This is a genomic window from Hamadaea sp. (assembly GCF_013362815.1).
Classification (GTDB): Bacteria; Actinomycetota; Actinomycetes; order Mycobacteriales; family Micromonosporaceae; genus Hamadaea.
The window spans coordinates 69380-86869 of the sequence record NZ_JABFVK010000015.1 but is presented as its reverse complement, the minus strand read 5'-3'; the positions used below and the strand labels follow the sequence as shown (position 1 = coordinate 86869).

13 protein-coding genes are annotated in these 17490 nt (G+C 69.1%); 10 read left to right on the top strand and 3 right to left on the bottom strand.

The genetic code is table 11. From position 1 onward, the window contains the following. The first annotated feature begins 127 nt into the window (after positions 1 to 127). Positions 128 to 2032, top strand: a complete 1905-nt coding sequence (locus HOV77_RS08940) for a carboxypeptidase regulatory-like domain-containing protein (protein WP_290860247.1) — start codon at positions 128 to 130, stop codon at positions 2030 to 2032. Between the two features lie 52 nt (positions 2033 to 2084). On the opposite strand, the gene HOV77_RS08935 is transcribed toward HOV77_RS08940, so the two are convergent. Then, on the bottom strand, positions 2085 to 4490 hold the full coding sequence (locus tag HOV77_RS08935) for a carboxypeptidase regulatory-like domain-containing protein (RefSeq protein ID WP_290860245.1): 2406 nt from the start codon (positions 4488 to 4490) through the stop codon (positions 2085 to 2087). Positions 4491 to 4632: 142 nt separating this feature from the next. Between HOV77_RS08935 and HOV77_RS08930 the strand changes: the two genes are divergently transcribed. The 6 genes from HOV77_RS08930 to HOV77_RS08905 all read left to right on the top strand — a co-directional run bounded on the left by HOV77_RS08930 (position 4633) and on the right by HOV77_RS08905 (position 10802). Continuing rightward, on the top strand, positions 4633 to 5163 hold the full coding sequence (locus tag HOV77_RS08930; protein WP_290860587.1) for an NADH-quinone oxidoreductase subunit I: 531 nt from the start codon (positions 4633 to 4635) through the stop codon (positions 5161 to 5163). 67 nt (positions 5164 to 5230) lie between these two features. Further along, positions 5231 to 5725, top strand: coding sequence for an NADH-quinone oxidoreductase subunit J (locus HOV77_RS08925; RefSeq protein WP_290860243.1), 495 nt, complete (start codon positions 5231 to 5233; stop codon positions 5723 to 5725). Then, positions 5725 to 6102 (top strand): NADH-quinone oxidoreductase subunit NuoK, encoded by a 378-nt coding sequence (gene nuoK, locus HOV77_RS08920; protein WP_290860240.1) that lies wholly within the window; start codon positions 5725 to 5727, stop codon positions 6100 to 6102. Before HOV77_RS08925 ends, nuoK begins: the two co-directional genes overlap by 1 nt. Further along, complete coding sequence (locus HOV77_RS08915) at positions 6092 to 7897, top strand: NADH-quinone oxidoreductase subunit L (RefSeq protein WP_290860238.1); 1806 nt, start codon at positions 6092 to 6094, stop codon at positions 7895 to 7897. The genes nuoK and HOV77_RS08915 overlap by 11 nt, the downstream gene beginning before the upstream one ends. Next, complete coding sequence (locus HOV77_RS08910; protein ID WP_290860236.1) at positions 7897 to 9375, top strand: NADH-quinone oxidoreductase subunit M; 1479 nt, start codon at positions 7897 to 7899, stop codon at positions 9373 to 9375. The genes HOV77_RS08915 and HOV77_RS08910 overlap by 1 nt, the downstream gene beginning before the upstream one ends. Next, a complete protein-coding gene (locus HOV77_RS08905) occupies positions 9372 to 10802 on the top strand; it encodes an NADH-quinone oxidoreductase subunit N (protein WP_290860234.1) in 1431 nt (476 codons plus the stop codon). Before HOV77_RS08910 ends, HOV77_RS08905 begins: the two co-directional genes overlap by 4 nt. Before the next feature lie 181 nt (positions 10803 to 10983). On the opposite strand, the gene HOV77_RS08900 is transcribed toward HOV77_RS08905, so the two are convergent. Continuing rightward, on the bottom strand, positions 10984 to 11985 hold the full coding sequence (locus tag HOV77_RS08900) for a LacI family DNA-binding transcriptional regulator (protein WP_290860232.1): 1002 nt from the start codon (positions 11983 to 11985) through the stop codon (positions 10984 to 10986). Then, positions 11985 to 12776, bottom strand: coding sequence for a maleylpyruvate isomerase family mycothiol-dependent enzyme (locus HOV77_RS08895; protein ID WP_290860230.1), 792 nt, complete (start codon positions 12774 to 12776; stop codon positions 11985 to 11987). The genes HOV77_RS08900 and HOV77_RS08895 overlap by 1 nt, the downstream gene beginning before the upstream one ends. A 48-nt stretch (positions 12777 to 12824) precedes the next feature. Between HOV77_RS08895 and HOV77_RS08890 the strand changes: the two genes are divergently transcribed. The 3 genes from HOV77_RS08890 to HOV77_RS08880 all read left to right on the top strand — a co-directional run bounded on the left by HOV77_RS08890 (position 12825) and on the right by HOV77_RS08880 (position 17401). Then, positions 12825 to 13868, top strand: a complete 1044-nt coding sequence (locus tag HOV77_RS08890) for a UDP-N-acetylmuramate dehydrogenase (protein ID WP_290860228.1) — start codon at positions 12825 to 12827, stop codon at positions 13866 to 13868. 94 nt (positions 13869 to 13962) lie between these two features. After that, positions 13963 to 15621 (top strand): GEVED domain-containing protein, encoded by a 1659-nt coding sequence (locus HOV77_RS08885; RefSeq protein WP_290860226.1) that lies wholly within the window; start codon positions 13963 to 13965, stop codon positions 15619 to 15621. Positions 15622 to 15832: 211 nt separating this feature from the next. Then, complete coding sequence (locus HOV77_RS08880) at positions 15833 to 17401, top strand: GEVED domain-containing protein (RefSeq protein WP_290860224.1); 1569 nt, start codon at positions 15833 to 15835, stop codon at positions 17399 to 17401. Positions 17402 to 17490: the final 89 nt, after the last annotated feature.

Below are 17490 nucleotides of genomic sequence, written 5' to 3'. Positions count from 1 at the left end.
CAAGGCGCGCCAACGCTATGACCGTCATGATCAGCGGTCAATCGCCGGATCGGGCTGGTTTTGATCTCGCTGGAACCGGGCGCACAGCCGCCCCCCAGACTTTGCCGAGCGTCGCTATCGTTCGCGCATGACACGTACGCGAAACCGGCTCAGACTCGGTGCCGTGGTGGTCGTCGCAGCGCTGACGTCTTCGCTGCTCGCGGCCCCGGCGGTGGCCGATCCCGTCGGTCTGACGGGGGTCGTGACTGCGGAGGGGACCGGCACACCCATCGCCGGCGCCTGCCTCACCCTTTTCTCCACCTCCACAACCGAGGCGGGCACCTTCTGCACCGATGCCGACGGGCGCTACCTCATCACCGGCGTACCCGGCGACTTGGACGTCAAGATCCGGATCACCGCGGCGGGTTTCCGTGAGCGATGGAACTGGAACGCACCCGACTTCCTCAATGCCGACCACATGTCGATTCCCCAGTACGACCTGGTGACTCGGGACTTCACGCTCGGCGTGGGCGCAGGTGTCGTCAAGGGCCAGATCACCGACGACAAGGGCGCGCCCATCGAGTCGACGGTGTCGGTCACCAAGGTCGACCAATCGTGGTCGGCCATCGCCTACACCTGGGACTCCGGCACCGTCGGGGCGTACTCGCTGAAGAACATCCCGCCCGGGGACTACAAGGTCTCCATCGAGGACAACGTCCACGGACACCAATGGGCCCACCAGAAGGAGACCTTCGAGGCGGGTGACGTCTTCACGGTGACGGCGGGCGGCGAGGTCGTCGTCAACGAGCAATGGCTGCCGCTCGGCGCGGTCGAGTTCACCGTCACCGACCAGGACACGGGCGCGCCGGTCGACAAGCCGTGCGTCTACCTCAACACCTCGTCCGACCCGGGAAACCACTGCGGATCGGCGGGCAAGATCGTCGTCACCGACGTGGTGCCGGGCGACTGGACCTACGAACTCACCGGCGCACCGACCCACTTCCCGCTGCCGGGCGAGCATTACATCCATGTCGAACGTGGTCAGACCACCAAGGTCTCCTGGACACTGCGACGCGGTGCGGCGCTCACCACCAACGTCGTGGACGCCGCCACCGGCCAGGGCGTGGGCACCATCTGCTTCTACGTCGTCGAGATCATGACGAACGGGACTCAGGATCGCGGGCCAACCTACTGCTCGTGGTCGGACGGCAGGGTGGAGATGGGTCCGTTCGAAGGGTCACCGCGATTCCAGTTGTACGCGTGGCAGTCGCGTAACCCGTACACCCCGCCGCCGAAGCTCTACGGCGATCAGTGGGTGACCGCCAGCGGTGGTACGGGTGACCAGCGTCTGGCGACGATGATCAGCATTCCGAGCAAGACGACCGTCGCCATCCCGACGGTCCGGATGGACCCACCGGGCTCGATCACCGGTGTCGTCAAGAACGCCGCCGGCAGTCCGGTCTCCGGGGTCTGCACCTATCCGTGGGCGTTCTATCCGGGCATTCTCGGGCTGCCTAGCGGACGCTGCACCAACGCGCAGGGTCAGTACACGATCAAGGATCTGGGACCGTACAAGTGGCCGGTGAAGTTCATCGGTTACCCCTACGTGTACGCCACGACGTGGTCGGGCAGCGCGACGGATCGCTTCTCGGCGACGTTGGCCCAGATCCCGCCGAACGGCACCGGAACCATGAATGTGACGATGGCGCCTCAGGGCACCTTGACCGGAACCCTTCGCGGGCCGAGCGGTGGCTGGAACGAGATGTGGGTGGTCGTCTACGACGCGCGGACCGGGGACGCCATCTACCGATCCTTCGCGCCGGACAACTCTCAGACGGGGACCTACAAGATTCCGCTGCTGAACACCGGGCCGGTCTACGTCAACTTCGGGGCGGAGGGCGTGGGTTGCTGGTACGGCCCGCCCGCGCCGCCGGGTCGGCGTGTGGTGGCGGCGCCGGTCGGAGTCACGGCCGGTGTGGTCACCAATCTCAATCTCGACGCCCAGGTCAACTGCGGCTCCACGCCGTTCACCCAGGGGCTGCCCCGGCGATAGGCGTACGCGAAAGAGCCCCGCTCTCGTGGAGGGCGGGGCTCTTGCCGTCAGGTCATCGACGCGGCAGCGCCGGAGACTTGAGCGCCGGAGTCGCTGTCGTGCACGTCGAGTCGACGGCGACACCGGTCGAGGTGGACCCCGCCGCTACCCAGAAGTACGCCGTGAGCCGTCGCTGATCTGAGCGTTGCAGCCAGCATGCCTTTCCGGCGCCGTCGGTGTAGCGGATGAGTACCCAGCCCGTATTCAGCCTCGGGATGGACTCTCCTGCGGCGGCCGACCCGAGCAGATCCCCGGTACGCGCGTCGAAGACGTCGACGTGCCAGTCGGCGGCTCCGCTCGGCGGCGTGATCGGCGCGATGATCCCCTGCGAGTCCAGCCGCAGGTCGACCGTCTGGTAACCCGGTCCCACGTAAAGCGCGTCGAATCGGTTGCCCGCTCCACCCGACCACGTGACGGCGTATCCGTACGCGCTGACCACGAGCGGCCACTGGTAAGGCCCGAGATTCCCCACGTAGTAGATGCCGTTCGCGTCGCTGCAGGTCACGCTGGCGAGGCCGGACGGGATGCCGACGACGCGGGGACACACGTCGGGGATCGGCTTACCGGTGGCCGCGCTGACGATCGTGCCGCTGATGCTCGTCATGCTTACGGGGATCTGGATGTCCGGTGCGGCGACGATCTGCCCCGCGACTCCGGTCACGACGGACGCCTGCCGCTGATCTCCGGTGCCGCCGTTCGGGCCGAGCCACTGGATCGAGTACAGGTTGCTGCTCACCAGCAGCTGCATCGGTCCGGGCGGGATCAGGCCGAACGTCACCCGGCCTGCGGTGTCCGGGGAGGAGCAGTACCTCTCCGTCCCGCCGGAGGTCAGGCTCAGCGGGCGGGCGACGTCGATGCACACCAGCGAGGGCAGATGGCCACCGGTGTCGCCTCGCACCGCCGTCGAGATCGCCGCCGCCCGGCGTACGCGGATCGTCGCGGTGGTCTCGGTCGCGATCCTCGTCGGTGCGTCGGTCGACGCCGCGTAGTTGATCGGAGACTCGGCGACTCGGAAGGTCGACATGGTGTCGGCTTCCGTCCAGAACGGGCCGACCACGGCCCGGCCGTCCGCGGCGGTGCACCCTTGGACGCGGTAGTCGGCGACGACGCAGATACCTGGAACGGGCGCTCCGGTCGACTCGTCGAGCACGGTCACGACCGAGTGTCCCGGCTCTGGATGACTCGCCGAGGCTTCCGTCGTCGTGCCAGCCGTCACGGTGAACGTCCCGACCCGCCATGATGCTCTACCGGGCGGGCTTGTGCTCACGATGTAAGTGCCCGGCGGAAGGTCAGTCACTCGCAGATCGCCCGTCAGCTCGATCCTTCCGGAGAAGCGCCAGGTGCCGGTCGTGGCGGTGAGGCTGAACGAGCTGCGGCCGTCCAAGGGAAGCCCGTCGTAATCTTGCAGATGGAGCAGCAACGTGCCGCTGCCCTTCGCCAATGCCACGTCCTGAACGAAGGTCGGGCCGGTGACGACTGTGGCCAATTCCGGATCGTCGGGGGCCCAGGTCGAGGCGTACCCCTCGGCCTGGACGTTGACGCCCATGCCGATCGGCGGGAGGCCGCTGAAGGCGTACCGGCCATCGAGGCCGGTTGTCGTCCGGGCGATCGTCTTGTACTGCGTCGCCATCAGCACGACCGCGTAGGCGACGGGCTGGCCGGTCGCGAGGTCGGTGACCGTCCCGCCGCCGTTGAACGCGACCGGCTGCGCGGGGAGCGGCGAGACCGGCAGCAGCTGTTCGTTCAGTGTGGTGACGACGCCGTCGGCCAGCGCCACCGTCCCGGCATCGGCCTGGGTGGTCTTGCCCGGCCACCACTGGTCGGCGAAGCCGGACGCGGAGATCTTCACTCTGACGCTGGCAGCCGGCAGGTTGGCGAGCGTGAAGGAACCGTCGACCGTGGCGTTCGTGTAATCGACGATTTGCCCGTTCGCCAAATACGCCGTCACCATCGCGTAACCCTGCCCGGCGCCGCCGGGGCGGGTGATCCGGCCGGAGAGGCTCGATCGGCCGGTCGGCGCGATGGCGAAGTTCTTGGTCGGAGCGGACCCGGCCCCGATGAATACGCTGCCACTGGTCGCGCCGGTGGCCCAACCCCGGAAGTAGCCGGGCGCTTCGGCCAGAGCGGTAAGGATGGTCGCGGTCGCGGTACGCCAGCTCAGCGAGTAATGGCCGTCGTCGTCAGCGCAGACGGAGCCGACCTTCCGTCCGTTCGAACCGCCGTCCCGGAAGACCACGCAGGCACCGGGGACGGGTGCTCCGGTAAGCGTGTCGGTGATGGCGCCGCTCATGGTCGTCGTGGGTAGCGAAGGGGTGTCCGTCGCCGTCGTCAGCGGTCCGGTTGGCACGGCTGCCGCCGGCGGAACCGACAACAAGCCCGCGAGCAGGGTGAAGGCTGCTAACGCAGCGGTTCGACGCATCCGCCGTTCCTCCCGTGAGCCAAGCGATTGCTGAAAAGCTCTCGGACGCTACCGTCTCGCCAGCTCGATGATCAATCAGCGGATCGGCCGAGTTCTCCACCTCGTCGTGACCCGGTGCTCGCGCGTGTCGGCCGCACAGGGAATGATGTGCGGCATGAGTGAGGGCGGATTCCCGGGTGCGGGCCTGGCGAAAGGGCTGGCGGTCACGCTCAAGACGATGACCCGCCGGTCGCACACCCAGCAGTATCCGGATGTCGCTCCGGACCTCCCGCCGCGGTCCCGGGGCGTGATCGCGTTGCTCGAGGAGAACTGCACGGTGTGCATGCTCTGCTCGCGCGAGTGCCCCGATTGGTGCATCTACATCGACTCCCACAAGGAGGAGGTCGTGGTGCCGGGCGCGGCCCGGCCGCGCCAGCGCAACGTGCTCGACCGGTTCGCCATCGACTTCTCGCTGTGCATGTACTGCGGGATCTGCATCGAGGCCTGCCCGTTCGACGCGCTCTACTGGACGCCTGAGTTCGAATACGCCGAGTACGACATCCGCGATCTGCTCCACGAGAAGGAGCACCTCGGCGCGTGGATGCCCACGGTTCCGCCGCCGCCGGTGCACGATCCGCGCGGCGAGCCGGCCAAGGAGGAACAGGCCGCCGCTAAGAAGGCGGCGACTTCATGACCGGCCCCCGGCCGGTCATCGGCCAGCTCAGTCTCAATGCGAGCGCCGGCCGCAGGCCGGTGATCGCATGACAGGTTTGGATCTTCTGCTCGCGGGGGTCGGTCTGGTCGCGGTCGGCGCCGGGTGGGCGGTCGTCGCGACCAATCAAGTGGTACGCGCGGGGCTCTGGCTGGTGGTCTGCCTCGGTTCCCTGGCGGTGGAGTTCCTCCTGCTCGGGGCCGAGCTCGTGGCCTGGACTCAGGTGCTGATCTACCTTGGCGCGGTCGTGGTGCTGCTCCTGTTCGCGGTGATGCTGACGCGTGCCCCGATCGGGCCGAGCCCCGACTTGGACCGCCGGATCGGACCGGCGAGCGTCGTCGGGGTCGGCGTCGGGCTGAGTCTCGGCACGTTGTTCGCGGTGGCGTACGGGTGGACTCGGTATGAGTTGCCCGCTCAGCACGGCAACGCCGAGACGGTCGGCGGGCCGATCTTCACGACGTGGACGCTGCCGTTCGAGGTGGTCTCGGTACTCCTGCTCGGTGCACTCATCGGCGCGGTCGTGGTGAGCCGGGGGGCCAAATAATGCACCCCTTCATCCCGTACGCCGTGGCCAGCGCCTTGTTCGGTCTCGGCGTCCTCGGCGTACTGCGGCGGCGGAACGCGATCCTGCTGCTGATGTCGGTCGAGCTGATGCTCAACGCGGTGAACCTGATCTTCGTCACCGCCGACGCGACGCTGCCCAAGGCCGCCCCGACCGGGCAGATCTTCACGTTGTTCGTGATCGTCATCGCCGCCGCCGAGATCGGGGTGGGCCTGGCGGTGGTGTTGCAACTGTTCCGGCTGAAGGCGGCGATCAACGTCGACGAGCTGCCGCTGGCCGAGCCCGGCGACGACGACACCGGGGACACCGACGTGGCCGACGCCGCTGCCGACAAGACGGGGGTGCCGGATGTCGCCTGACACTCTCGGGCCGCTGCTCCCGGCGGTTCCCGCAGTTCTCGGCCTGATCGGGCTGGTGACTCCACGGGCCGGCCGCGCGGTCGGCGCGGCACTCGGAGTGGCCGGCGCCGCTGTCTCGCTGCTCATCGTGTCTGCGCTGCTCGCCGACGACGTCGCGCGGGCCGGGTTCGAGACGTCGCGGGAATGGGTGACCCTCGGCAGCTTCCAGGTCACCCTCGGCGTGGCGATCGATCAGCGAGCCTTGTTCGTCGCGCTCGCCGTCGCGATCGTCGCGCTGGCGGTCCAGGTCTACTCGATCGGCTATTTGAAGGGCGACGAGCGCTACGGCCCGTACGCCGCCCAGATCAGCATCTTCACGGCCGCCATGCTGGCGGTGGTGGTCGGCGGCGACCTGATCCTGGTGCTGGTCGGCTGGGAAGTCATGGGCGCGTGCTCCTACCTGCTGATCGCGCACGATCGGAAGTTGCCCGAAGCACCGGCGGCCGCTGTGAAGGCGTTCCTCGTCACCCGGGTCGGCGACGTCGGCTTCCTGCTGGGCATCGCCCTGCTCGGGGTGAACGCGGGCAGCTTCCGGATCGCCGACGTCCTATCGGCGCTGCCCCAGATGACCACCGGTACGCTCACCGCCGCCGCGATCTTGCTGCTGGCCGGGGTGGCGGGCAAGAGCGCGCAGTTCCCGCTGCATACCTGGTTGCCTGATGCGATGGCGGGCCCGACCCCGATCTCGGCGTTGATCCACGCCGCGACGATGGTGGCGGCCGGGGTCTACGTGGTGGATCGGCTCTACCCGGTCTTCGCGGCGGCACCCGCCTCGTTGACGGTGCTGGGCGTCATGGCCGTGATAACCCTGCTGCTGGGCGCGTTCGCCGCGACCGCGCAGGACGACATCAAACGCGTACTCGCGTGGTCGACGGTCAGCCAGCTCGGTTACATGACCGGGGCGCTGGCGGTCGGCGCGCGCGACTCGGCGATCTTCCACCTGCTCACCCATGCGGCCTTCAAAGCGCTGCTCTTCCTCGCCGCAGGCGGCGTCATCCACGCGGTCGGGACGAACCTGATGTCCCGGATGGGCGGCCTCCGCAAGGCGCTGCCGGTGACCTTCTGGACGATGACGATCGGTCTCGCCGCGTTGGCCGGCATCCCGCCGATGGCCGGGTTCTGGAGCAAGGAGGCGATCCTCACCGCCGCCGAGCACGGCACCGGCGGCACTGCGCTGGCCGTCTACCTCGCCGGGCTGGTCGGCACCTTCGTCACCGCCTGGTACGCCATGCGCCTGTGGCTGCGCGTGTTCTTCGGACCGGGCTACAACGATCACGTGCACGTCCCGAGCTGGGTGATGCGCGTACCGCTGCTCGTCCTGGCGGTTCCCGCGGCTGGGCTGGGGCTGGGGGCGTACGCCGCGAACCGGGAACTGACCGAACTGGACGCGTTGGCGCTGCTGCCCATCGTCCTGGTCGTCGCCGGGCTCTTCGCGGCCTGGTGGGGCTGGCGGCGTACCGGGGATCCGGCGAGCGTGCTGGGCCGGGCCCGGGGCTTCGTCGCGTCGGCGTTCGGGCTCGACGCCGTGCAGAACGCGCTGGTCGTCGCACCCGTACGCGGGCTGGCCCGAGTGACCCGGGCGGTCGACGAGTCCGGCGTGGACGGCGTGGTGACCGGTGTCGGCGCTGGAACGCTCGCCCTCGGCGGCACGCTCACCCGCTGGCATCGCTCGGGCATCCCCCGGGCGCTCGCCGGAGTGCTGATGATCGCTGCCGTCTCCGTCGTCGTCTTCGCCCTGAACGGACTGCTGCGATGATGAGCCTGCTGACCCTGCTGCTCCTGATTCCGCTGGCCGGAGCGATCGCCGCCGCACTGTTGCCGGATCGGGCCGGGCGGATCGTGGCCACCGGCGCGGCGGCGCTCACCTTCCTCCTGTCGCTGCCGCTGGCCGCCAGCCGGGGGAGCGGCCTCTGGCACCAGGTGCGCTATGACTGGGTCCCGTCGATCGGGGTCAAGTTCGCTCTCGGGGTCGACGGCATCTCCTACCCGCTGGTCGTGCTCACGACGCTGTTGACCCTGCTGTGCTGTGCGTACACGGTGTGGCGATCGCCGGAGGACCGGCCGTCCGGTGCGAAGCTCGCCGCGTTGCTGCTGATCATCGAGGTCGGCCTGCTGGGCGTCTTCCTGTCTCTCGACCTCGTGTTGTTCTTCATCTCGTTCGAGGTCGTCCTGCTCCCGATGTACGCGGTGATCGCGGGCTGGGGCGGGCCGGACCGGCGGCGCGCCGCCCGCAAGTTCGCCCTGTACACCCTGTTCGGCTCGGTGCTGCTGCTGATCGGCGTACTGGGGATCGGGACGTCGGCGGGCAGCTTCGACATGGATCTGTTGTCGATCGAGCCCTCCCTGCCCCGGAGTACGCAGATCGGCCTGTTCGTGGTGCTCGCCGTCGCGTTCGCGGTCAAGGCTCCGCTGTGGCCGCTGCACACCTGGCTGCCCGCAGCGCATACCGAGGCTCCGACGGTCGGCAGCGTGATCCTCGCCGGGGTGCTGCTGAAGATGGGCACTTACGGGCTGATCCGGGTCGGGCTGGGCATCCTGCCCGAGGGAGCCAAAGCCGTGGCTCCGGTGCTCGGCGTCCTCGCCGTCGTCGCGATCATCGTCGGCTCGCTCGTCTGTCTGGCCCAGCGTGAACTCAAGCGGCTCATCGCGTACTCGAGCGTGGGGCACATGGGGTTCGTGCTGCTCGGCATCGCCGCCGGCGCGGCGAGCGGCGGGTTCGCCAGTTCGACGGGGGTCCAGGCCGCGCTGCTCGGCAACATCGCCCACGGCGTGATCACCGGCCTGTTGTTCTTCCTCGCCGGTGCGATCAAAGACCGGACCCACACCGGTGACCTGCACGAACTCGGCGGGCTGCGGGAGACCTCACCGGCGTTGGCCGGGATCCTCGGATTCGCCGCGCTCGCCAGCCTCGGACTGCCCGGCCTGGCCGGCTTCTGGGGCGAGGCGTTCGCCGTCGTCGCCGCCGTTCAACTGGGTGGCGGCTGGCTGTGGCTCGCCGTCGTCGCCGCCGTCGGCGGAGCGCTGACAGCGGCGTACCTGTTGAGATTGTTGAGGCGGGTGACCCATGGCCCGGCGGCGCCCGCGGTGACCGGAATTCCCGCGGTGACCATGGCCGAGGGCCTGGCCTGGGCGCCGCTCGTGCTGCTCGCGCTGGCCATCGGGCTGGTTCCCGCGCTGGTCAACGGCTATGTGCTGGAGTCGATGCCGAAGGTGATCGAGTTGGTGGCGCGATGATCGACCACATCGGACTTCTCCCGCTGTATCTCGCGGCCGGGACCGCCGTGCTCGTGCTCGTCGCGGACCTGCTGGCCGGGCGGGTCGCGGTGACGCTCGGCGTGGGCGTCCTCGGCGCGGCCGCGACCGCCGTCGGCTCGGGCATCGTCGGTGCGGGTCACTCGCGCCGATCGTTCTGCGTCGACAGCGGCTGCTCCTGGGAGCTCGACGACCGCACCACGCTGCTCGCGATCGCGATCGCGACGATCACCGCGCTGGTCCTGCTGCTCTCCGCGCCCACTCTGCTGCGCGGTGACCTGCCCACCGGCGAGTACGCCTTCCTCCTGGCCGCCTCGATGACCGGCGGTGTGGCGCTGGGCGGGGCCCGGGATCTGATCACGCTCATCGTGGCGTTGGAGACGCTGACCCTGCCGCTCTATGTGCTGGTCGGGTTGCGCCGCAAGTCCCCCGAATCGGCGCAGGCTGCGGTTACCTTCCTGCTGACCAGTGTGGCCGCGACCGCGGTGACGCTGCTCGGCGCGGCCCTCATGTACGCCGCGACCGGCCAGGTGCACTTCCGGTCGCTGGCCACTGCGCTCGACGTCCACGGTCCCGGGCGGCCGCTGGCCGGGGCGGGACTGGTTCTGCTGCTGGTGGGGCTGGCGTTCAAGGTCGCCGCCGTGCCCGCGCACGCCTGGGCACCCACCACGTACGACGGTGGACCGTTGCCGATCGCGGCGTACTTGTCGACGGCGTCGAAGCTCGGTGGCCTGGTCGCCATCGTCTATGCCACCGTCCTCGTCGGACCGGCCTGGACCCGGGTCACCGGTCCGGTGCTCGGCATCATCGCCGCCGCGACGCTGCTAGTCGGTACGCTCGTCGCGCTGCGCCAGCAGCGGATGGTGCGCCTGCTCGCGTGGTCGTCGGTGGCGCAGGCCGGTTTCATGCTCGCCCCGTTGGCCGCCGTCCACGTCGCTTCCGTCGCTCCGTTGGTCACGGCGACTCTGGCGTACGCGTTGATCTATGTGACCGTCGAACTGGGCGCCTTTGCCGGAGTGATCTCGTTGCGCCCGGCCGGGGCCGACGGCGGAACCCTCGACGAGTACGCCGGACTGGGCCGGACAGCGCCGGTGCGCTCGGCGGCGTACGCGTTCGCGGTGGTGGGCCTCGCCGGGCTGCCGCCCGCGCTCGCCGGCCTGTTCGCGAAGGTCTTCGTGATCCAGGCGCTCGTCGACGCCAAGGCCTGGTTCGTGGTGGCCGCCGCCGCGCTCGCAGCCGTCGTCGGGCTGGCCGTCTACCTGCGCGCGGTTCTGCCGCTTTACCGCGACAGCAGTACGCCTGCCCCCCGCACCGCAGTCTCGATCGCCGTGGTACTCACCCTCGTAACGCTCGCCGCCGTCGCGGCCGGCTTCGCACCGCAGCTAATCCTCGACCTGACCACCTTCTAACCGGCGCTGCCCCGCGCAACGCCAGCCACTCCCCAAACGCCGTCAACTCCCCAAACGCCGTCCAACCCCACTGGCCCTCAACCCACCACGGCCAGGCACCAACCAGAGCCGGAAAGGAGTAACCCACGCAGGGATCAAGCCTGACCGCCCGGAGTGGGTTACTCCTTTCCGGCTAAGCACGTCAAGCGGAAGCGCGCACAACGAGCTCGGTAGGCAGGACGACCGACGAAGGAATCTCCTCGCCGGCGACGAGACGCAACAGCTGCCGGGCCATTTCCCGGCCTTGGCCGATGATCGGCTGTCGCACCGTCGTGAGTGGAGGTTCGGCGTACCGGGCCTGCTCGACGTCGTCGAAGCCGACCAGGGCCACGTCGTCGGGTACCCGCCGTCCCGCTTCGCGCAGCGCCGTCAACGCGCCGAACGCCATGAGGTCCGACGCCACGAAGACGGCGTCGAGGTGCGGATCGTCCGCGAGGAGCTGGCGCATCGCGACCGCACCGGATTCGCGGGTGAAGTCGCCGACGGCGACGATCGAGCGCCGGTCGGAGTCCTGGAGTTCCTGCCGATAGCCGGCCAGCCGGTCGATGCCCGCGACCATGTCCTGCGGCCCGGCGACGGTGGCGATCCGGGTCCGGCCGCGCGTCAGCAGATGGCGTACGGCGAGACGGGCTCCGCCGACGCTGTCGACCTCGACGTACGGGACGACGCTCCGGCCGAGCGGCCGGCCGCCGCAGACCACGGGAATGCCCATGCGGTGCAGCGAATTGGGCAACGGGTCGGCGCCGTGCATCGATGCGATGATCACGCCGTCGACGTGGCGGGCCAAGGCGTACCGCTCGATCCGGTCGTGGGCGGACGGGGAGCCGCCGACCATGAGAACCAATTGTTTGTCGGCCGCTTCGAGTTCCTGGGAGACACCCCGGATGAAGCCGGGGATCGCCTGGTCCTCCGAGAAGACCCGGAACTCGCTTTCCGGCAGGATCAGTGCGATCGAGTCCGTACGCTGAGTGACCAGGCTGCGAGCGGCCTGGTTGGGCACGTAACCGAGTTCGGCGATAGCCCGCTCGACGACCTCGCGGATCGCCGGTGTGACGGTGGGGGAGCCGTTGACGACGCGGGAGACGGTCGCCCGGGACACGCCCGCGCGTTCAGCCACCTGCTCGAGTGTGGGTCGGCCGGTCATCAGCCGACTCGGAGGGCCTCGAGGAGGAACTCGTCCCCGGCCAGCTCCAGGACGTCGAAGCCGACCCGCCCGTACATCGCCAGGAGAAGGTCGGACGCCGTCCCCGAGGCGGACACGCGCGGGTCGGGCTCCTCGCTGTCGAGGATCGTGTCGGTGTCCAGCAGCGCGACGCCTTGACCGCGTAACCGCAGGAACCACTCGTCGCCGGTGTCGGTGGCGAGCAGGTGCACCACGCCGATCTTGTCGGCCGGGCCCTTGCGCCGCGTCCCACCGGCCGGCAGCCAGGTGTCGAGCACCTCGCTGACCCCGTCGGCGGCGAGCCGGTCCTCGATCGGCTCGGCCCGGGCGATCGCCATCTGCGCATCCCAGCGGTGCACCGCGGTCTCCAGCGCGAGGCGGCGGTCCCAGAAGGCGACCTTCTTCGCCTGCGGCGCCCAGTTCCAGGCGGGCATCTCCGGGTCGAGCGCCTCCAGCGTCGTGAGCAGCCGTTCGGCTCGTTCGTCGAAGAGCTTGATGGCCTCGGTCGCGGCGGGTCGCTGGTCGGCGGGCGTACCGTCGTCGATCGAGGGCAGCTGCGGATCAGTGGTGAGCCCACGGCTGAGGTGGGACAGGTGCCGTTGATAGACATAGGCGAGGTGGTGAACCAGATCGAGAATCGTCCACCCCAGGCACGAGGGGACCGCGATCTCCGGGTCGGCGTCGAGCGCCTCGGCCGCGGCCGATCGGAACGCCGAGATCTCCGGCCGCAGTGCGGCCAGCCAGAACTCCTTGCTGCCGTGCGTCCTGCTCATCCGGTCCTCCCGCTTACCGCCGTCCCGAGCACAGCTTAGGGTGAGTGCGTGCCTGAGGTCAGCCCTGATGTGTCGCTCGCCCGTTGGACCACCCTCGGCCTGGGCGGTCCAGCCCGGCGGATGATCGTCGCGAACAGCGTCGATGAGATCGTGCAAAGTGTACGGTCCGCCGGTGACGGCCCGGTGCTGATCCTGGCGGGCGGCAGCAATGTCGTGATCGGCGACGACGGCTTCCCCGGTCTCGTGGTGCTCATCCGGTCCGACGGCTGGAGCATCACCGCCGACGACGGCAAGACCGTGGAGCTGGTGGTCCAGGCCGGGCAGAACTGGGACGGCTTCGTCGCGTACACGGTCGCCGAGGGGCTCGCGGGCGTCGAGTGCCTGTCCGGCGTACCGGGGTCGACGGGTGCGACGCCGATCCAGAACGTCGGCGCCTATGGCCAGGACGTGTCCGAGGTGATCACCGCGGTCACCGTCCTCGACCGGCTCGCCGACGAGGTCGTGGAGCTGTCCGCGGCCGAGTGCGAGTTCGCGTACCGCGGCAGCAAGTTCAAACACAACGACAGGTGGGTGGTCCTGTCCGTGGCCATGCGCCTGGTCCGCTCGTCCGTCTCCACGCCCATCCGGTACGCCGAACTGGCCAGACGACTCGGGGTGGAACCCGGCGACCACGTGAGTCTGGAGCAGGCCAGGGAAGCAGTGCTCGCCCTGCGCTCGGGCAAGGGCATGGTGCTGGATCCGGAGGATCCCGATACCCGTTCGGTCGGCTCCTTCTTCATGAATCCAGTGCTCTCCGCCTCGGCGTACCAGATGTTTGTGGAGAGAGTCGACGGCTCGCAGCCTTCGACGTGGCCGGAGGCGGACGGCAAGGTGAAGGTGAGCGCGGCCTGGCTGATCGAGCACGCCGGCTTCCACAAGGGGTATGCGCGCGGCGGCGCGGCGATCTCGGGCAAGCACACGCTGGCGCTGACCAATCGCGGTGGCCGGACCGAGGACCTGCTGGAGCTCGCCCGCGAGGTACGCGACGGCGTGCATGAGCGGTTCGGCGTGACCCTGCGACCGGAGCCCGTGCTGATCAACTGCGAGATGTGACCGCTCGTTACAGCAGGTCAGCGCTCTCGTTACGTCCGATATGGGCGTTTTGCAAAAAACGCGGCGATGGGGTGCGCCCGTCGCCGCTCTTCTTATGGCGGCTGGATCATCCACAGCGGCGTACGCCGCCCCGATCGCCGCTCCGCGGGCGCTCCCCGCGCCGCCGGCCGCGACCGACGCATGGGCGACCTGCCCCAACTACGCGTACATGGTGACGCTGCCGGAGGGCAGTGGGCGGTCCACCTTCAACCGCTACGACATCAGTACGGCGAAACTGATTCCGATCAAGCAGTTCGACTTCGTCGTGAACGCGATCGGCTACTCCAAGACGCAGAACCTGATCTGGGGTGTGCACTCGGTCGACAATGCGCCGGACAAGCTCGTCCGCTTCGGTGAGCAGGGCGAACTCGTCGAGGTCGGGGTGCCGCAGGACTCCTCCGGCACTGCGCTGACCGGGTTCGAGGCGCTGGCCGGCACGGTCGACGGCGACAAGTACATCGTGCACACGCGTACGCCGGCGAACCACCTGATGGCGATCGACGTGAAGCCGGGCAGCCCGACGTTCGGTCAGGTGCTGACGGATGTGACGCTGTCGCGTACGTCGCCCGGGCGCGCCTATCTGAACGTCGGCGACTGGGACGTCTACGACCAGGACGGCCTGCTGTACGCCGTCGAGCTGGACAGCAACTTCCGCAAGCTCGTCAAGGTCGATCCGGCCTCGGGTCAGGTGACCGACGTGGCGACGGTGACCGCCGACCTCCCCGACAGCGCCAACTACGGCGCGGCGTTCGTGGAGGACGGCAGCGGCAACTTCTACGTCGGCGCCAACGACGTGAAGTCCGGCGGTTCGCCGACCGGGCAGAGCCAGACGTTCATGATGCGTACCGGGTTCACCCCGCCGCTGACGACGGCGTACGGGAAGGGGGCGGCGCTGCGGGTCAACGACGGCGCGGACTGCCTGCTCGCCACCGACTTCGGTGACGCGCCCGACTCCTACGGCACGCTCGACAACTCCGGCGGACCGGCGCACGTGCTGTCGTCCTACTTGCACCACGGCAAGAAGCTGCGCATCGGCGCGAACATCGACGCCGACCTGGACGGCTTCGGCAACGCCGACGCGACGACCGACGACAGCAACGTCCCACAGCTCAACGACGACGACGGCGTACCGGCCGGGACGAAGATCGTCTCGACCAAGCCGAAGCTGACCGTGAAGATCACGAACACCACTGGGTTGGCCGCGCTGCTGGCCGGCTGGCTGGACGTCAACCAGAACGGCAAGTTCGACGACGCCGAGCGGGCGATGGTGTCGCTCTCCTCGTCGGCGACGAGCGCGACGCTCACCTGGAAGGCGTTCTCGCTGCCGAGCGCGTCGGTCAAGACGTTCCTGCGGCTGCGCCTCTACGAGGCGGGCCGGACCGAGGTCGCGACCGGCCGGCTTTCGGCGGGTCGGACCGAAGCGGGGCCGAAGCCCGGCGGCTGGGTCGACGGCGGCGAAGTCGAAGATCACGAGGTCACCCTCGTACCCGGCCCGGCCGCTCGTCCGGTGACGGCCGTCGCCGGTAGTTCGACGGACGACCCCGCCGACGCCACGGACGACTCCGCGACCGGCTCCGATTCCGGCGGCCTCGCCTCGACCGGTTTCGTGCTGCGCCCGTACTTGTTGATGGGCGTCGGCATGGTGCTGCTGGGGCTGGTCATCCTGATCCTGGCCCTCATCGTCGGGCCGAAGAAGGTACGCCGCCGCGTCTAGCACGCTCATTCGCGCTGGGTGCGCTGGGCGCCGGGCGCTCGTTCGGGCCGGATCAGGGTTCGCGGTCGAATCTTGCCCCAAGATTCGACCGCGAACCCTGATCCGGCGCGAAGTGACCGCGCATCCCGGGCATGATCGACTCGTTGGGCTTTTCGTGCTGTTTATCCGAATCGGGAAACTTGTCGGAATAGCGGCGGTCGGCTCCGCGGCGGTGGGACTGGCGCCCACCGCCGCCTTCGCCGCGCTGACGCCGCCCGCTGCGCCGATCGCGCCCTTCACCGAATGCCCCAACCTCGGATATCAGGTCCAGTCGCAGGACGGGAAGACCTCCACCTACGGCTACTTCGACCTGAACACCTCGACGTTCGTGCCGATCAAGGAACTGCCCACGGCGGTCAACGGCACGGGGTACTCACGTTCGCAGGGCGTGTTCTGGGGCATGCTCACGAATTACGACAACAACCACCTGGCCCGCTGGGACAGCAAGGGCAACCTGGTGGACGTGGGCACTTTGGACGGCGTACCGGCTGGGCAGGTGATCCGGACCAACGTGGGCACCGTCGACGACGCCGATCATCTGCTGATCCAGACCCGGGATCCCGCCGCCGACAAGCCGGGTCTCGTCGGCCCCACCAACGCGCTGATCACCGTGGACGTCGATCCGGCCAGCGCGTCCTTCGGCGAGATCCTCAGCAACGTCCCGCTGAGCCGGGCCACCGCCGGCATGGACTTCCTGCGGATCGGCGACTGGGACTTCAACCCGACCGACGGCATGCTCTACTCCCTGGAGATGGTCGGCGACACCAAACGGGAGCTCGTCAAGATCGATCCGTCCACCGGGCAGGTCACCGACGTCAAGGACCTCACCGCACAGCTGCCCGACTCGCAGAACTACGGCGCGGTCTACGTCGAGGACGTCAGCGGCACGGTCTACGTCTCGGCGAACGACGTCGACGACAAGCTCGCCCACGGTCAGCCGGGTGCCTACAGCCGGACGTTCGCGATCTACGCGCCCTACTCGGACCCGCACGTCATCGCGTACACACCGGGGGCGCCGCTGCTCATCAACGACGGCGCGGACTGCCTCGTGGCGACCGACTTCGGCGACGCACCCGACAGTTACTCCACGCTCAACCCGAACGGTGGCCCCGGGCACATCTTCACCGAGGTCAACCACCCGGGTCAGGAATTGCGCATCGGCAAGCTGATCGACCCCGACCTCGACGGCATCCCCACCGCCAACGCCGACGGCGACGACAAGAACCTGCCCGTCAACGACGAGGACGGCGTCTCGGCCGGCACCACCATCGACGCCACGGAACCGGCGTTGAGCGTACCGGTGACGAACACGACCGGGCAGAAGGCGACCTTGGCGGGGTGGCTCGACCTGGACGGCTCGGGCACCTTCGAGGATTCGGAACGCGCGATGGTCACCCTCGAACCCGGTCAGACCAGCGGCGAGCTGAAGTGGCCGGCGCTGGAGAACGGCCGGACCGAGAGTCTCACGCAGACCTTCCTGCGGCTGCGGCTCTACCCCGGCGAGGTCGCCGACCCGAAGCCGACCGGGGCCGAGTTCATCGACGGCGGCGAGATCGAGGATCACAAGGTGGTCTTCGGGCTGCCCGACACCGGCACCAACCTGCGCCCGATTCTCGGTCTCGGTCTCGGGCTGCTGGCCGCCGGCCTGATCATCACCGGCGTCACCGGGACCGGCCGGCGTCGGCCGACTCCGCCCGGGCCGACCAACCGGCGGCCGAGCCCGCGTCCCGCCCGCGCCTGACTCCTTCGGCGCTGGATCAGGGTTCACGGTCGAATCTTGGGGCAAGATCCGACACAGATCCCTGATCCAGCGCTGAAGAGAGCCCGGAG